Source organism: Nodosilinea sp. LEGE 07298, from assembly GCF_015207265.1.
Classification (GTDB): domain Bacteria; phylum Cyanobacteriota; class Cyanobacteriia; order Phormidesmidales; family Phormidesmidaceae; genus Nodosilinea.
This window is the reverse complement of sequence record NZ_JADEXE010000493.1, coordinates 1-2,826: the sequence shown is the minus strand read 5'-3', so window position 1 is coordinate 2,826 and position 2,826 is coordinate 1. Positions and strand designations below refer to the sequence as shown.

The 2,826-nt window shown below is 60.4% G+C and carries 4 protein-coding genes; 3 read left to right on the top strand and 1 reads right to left on the bottom strand.

The window, feature by feature from the left end:
- Positions 1-30: 30 nt before the first annotated feature.
- Positions 31-813 carry a cyclopropane-fatty-acyl-phospholipid synthase family protein gene (locus IQ273_RS32215; RefSeq protein ID WP_194027157.1) on the bottom strand — a complete coding sequence of 261 codons (783 nt, stop codon included), beginning with the start codon at positions 811-813 and terminating at the stop codon, positions 31-33.
- A gap of 92 nt (positions 814-905) precedes the next feature.
- Here IQ273_RS32215 and IQ273_RS35585 point away from each other — a divergent pair, with 92 nt between their 5' ends.
- The 3 genes from IQ273_RS35585 to IQ273_RS32205 all read left to right on the top strand — a co-directional run.
- Positions 906-1,241: a cyclic nucleotide-binding domain-containing protein gene (locus IQ273_RS35585; protein WP_228054308.1), complete on the top strand. Its 336-nt coding sequence runs from the start codon at positions 906-908 to the stop codon at positions 1,239-1,241.
- A gap of 42 nt (positions 1,242-1,283) precedes the next feature.
- Complete coding sequence (locus tag IQ273_RS35580) at positions 1,284-1,598, top strand: helix-turn-helix domain-containing protein (RefSeq protein WP_313898328.1); 315 nt, start codon at positions 1,284-1,286, stop codon at positions 1,596-1,598.
- A gap of 334 nt (positions 1,599-1,932) precedes the next feature.
- Positions 1,933-2,826, top strand: an 894-nt coding sequence (locus tag IQ273_RS32205; RefSeq protein ID WP_194027156.1) for an iron ABC transporter permease, incomplete at its 3' end; no start/stop codon positions are given.

The window sequence follows — 2,826 nt, the reverse complement described above, 5'->3', positions numbered from 1 at the left end:
ACTGTTGACCTCGTAGCGTATGCCGTGCCCCTACTCCAGTTTTTGGGCGCAGAGGATAATGTAGCCGAGGTGGCTGGCGTGGCGGCGAAAAACCTGGCGCATGGTGAGGATGCGATCGCGGATTACCGGGCGAGTAAGCAAGTTCCAACCGAGGGTGATCAGGGTGGGCAGACCTTCTTGCTGAGCGATATGTTGGGGGTTGAGCAGGGTCATGGGGCCGGTGGCGTGGTGCTGAACGTTGAGGCCAGATCGGTGGTAGGCGGCAATCCAATCGTCGCTGGAGAGGGGTTGGGCGTTGACCCGAATAGCAGCGGCCAGATCTTTGTGGATGATCTCAGGGTTGGGACCGTCGGCCAGCAGTTCGTGGCTGAGGAAGCGGCCACCGGGCTGGAGGCGATCGCGCACCCCCGCCAAAATTTTGGCTTTACCGGGGGCCGACTGCATGGTGAGAATCGCTTCGGCCAAAACGCAGTCAAAGGTCTCTGGCACCTGATCGAGGTGGAAAATATCGCCTTCTCGAATAGTGACCTGGTCGGTCAGCCCGACCTTCTCGACATTGGCACGGGCCTGGGCAACGCTATCGGGGTTCTTCTCAATGCCAACGACGCGCACGCCGTAGCGCTGGGCTAGAGCGATCGCGCTATGGCCAAAGCTAGCGGCCAGCTCCAGCACGGTTTCTCCCGGTTGCAGGTTGGCCCAGCCCAGCAGTTGCTCGGTAGCGCCATAGCCACCGGGGCGCAGGGCCTGCTTGCCAGCGGCGGCTAAGACCTGGTGGCCAGGGGCCGTTTTGAAATTGATCAAGGTTTGAACCATAGTCTCTACCTGAGTGCTATGGCCTGAGTTTGACAAAGATTCTCAATTAGTTCTATGAGATAGCTCATAGTGACGCAGGATTAGCTATACCGATGTCGCGCCCCGTGGATCGTTCTGAACTGCAGCGCCTTGAGCTATTTGCAGACCTGACGCCTGCCCTGCTGGAGCAGTTGGCCACCGCCAGCCGACTGACAGATTATGAGGCCAATGCCGTAGTGTTTCGAGAAGGGGATGCGCTGCCGCCCTGTCTGCACGTGCTGGTGTCGGGCCAGTTGCGGGTAGCCAAAGTAGCGACATCGGGCAAGGAAAGCATTCTGCGCCTGTTACCCCCTGGGGAGGTCTTTGCCGCCCCCTCGCTGTTTGGCAATGGTTGCGCCCCGGCCACGGTGGTAGCGATCGCCTCGGCTACGGTGCTGACCCTAGAGTGACAAGCGCTGCTCCAGGGGTTTGCCCAGACCCCAGAACTAGCTGTGCATTTGCTGGTGGTGTTTAACCAGCGCCTGCAAGATCTCCATCGCCGGGTTCACGGCCTTGTCTCTGAGCGGGCGATCGTGCGTCTGGTGCACTACCTAAAGCATGTGGCCGCTGAACAGGGCACGGTGGCCGTAGCCGAGGGAGATGAACTCAGAGCAAGGCTTACCTACTACCAAATGGCTCGTACTATTGGCATCACCTACGAAGAGTGCGTGCGGCTCTTCAAGCAACTCCAGCCTGCGGTGAGCTATCAGCGGGGCGGCAGGATTACGGTGGCGGATTGGGAGCGGTTGAGGGAGGTGGAAGCCTGAGGGATGGTTAAAGAGAATTGCTTGCATGTTTTCCCATGCTTTGCACAGTTTGGTTCCGCTCAAGCTTGACAATGGATCGCAAATACGAGTGAATGCTTATTGATAGTGTTTTTCAATAAAGGCCTATGGGTACTGAACTGAAGACGCCCACCGTCACCGGCTGTATAACCTGCGATCAAAAGACTTCAACCCTGGGCACAAGGCGTTAGAGATGTGCACCTGCTGAGCCTAGTGGAGAATGCAAGCCTTTTCTTGAAAGACTATGCTCGGGCCAGGATTGGCCAGTGACGTTGCGCACCCTGAAAATCAAGCAAATGCTACAGGACTTTAGCTAATGGTGACGCTGGAAAAACCTTCTATACAGACTGTGCGAGCGGTGCAGGGGCAGTACCGGCTAACCTTGACTCTGGGGCTACTGCTGCTGGGGTTGGCCCTGGTGGTGGGGCTGTCACTCACTCAGGGGTCGGTGGCTATGACGGGGCCAGAGCTGTGGGCGGCACTGCTGCGCCAGGGCAATGCTACCCACCAGGTCATTCTGTGGGACTTGCGGCTGCCCCGTCTGGTGGCGGCGCTGCTGGTGGGGGCAGCCCTGGGCGTATCTGGAGCGCTGCTGCAAGGAATGCTGCGCAATGGGTTGGCGAGCCCGTTTTTGCTGGGCATATCTTCGGGAGCAGGGCTGGTAGTGGTGCTGGTGGTCACCCTGGGCCTGTGGCAGGTGTGGGTGCCCCTGGGGGCCTGGCTGGGGGCGATCGCCACCACGGCCCTGGTCTATTTGCTGGCCTACCGCCGAGGCGGGCTGTCGGTGGAACGGTTAATTTTGGGCGGAGTCGCGTTTAGCTCGTTCTTTGGAGCCATTCAGTCGCTGCTGCTGCTGATGGCGCGGGATGGCCGCATTCAGGCGGCGCTGAACTGGCTGATTGGCAGCTTTAACGGGCGCGGCTGGGCGGAGATGCGGCTGGTGGGGCCTGCGATGGTGGTGGCGGTGGTGGCTAGCTGCCTGCTGGCCCGTCAGGTGAACGTGTTGAACCTGGGGGATGACCTGGCGGTGGGGTTGGGTACGTCGCTGGTGCGATCGCGCCTGTTGATCGGCGCTGCTGCCACCTTTCTCGCCGCCGGGGCCGCCAGCATCGCCGGGCTGGTGGGCTTTGTGGGGCTGATCGTGCCCCACGGGGTGCGGCTGCTGGTGGGTACCGATTACCGGCTGGTGCTGCCCGTTTCAGCCCTGGGG

Excerpts from the sequence above, each read along its gene's own strand:
- IQ273_RS35585 (WP_228054308.1), top strand. The coding sequence starts at position 906 with ATGTCGCGCCCCGTGGATCGTTCTGAACTGCAGCGCCTTGAGCTATTT.
- IQ273_RS32215 (WP_194027157.1), bottom strand. The coding sequence starts at position 813 with ATGGTTCAAACCTTGATCAATTTCAAAACGGCCCCTGGCCACCAGGTC.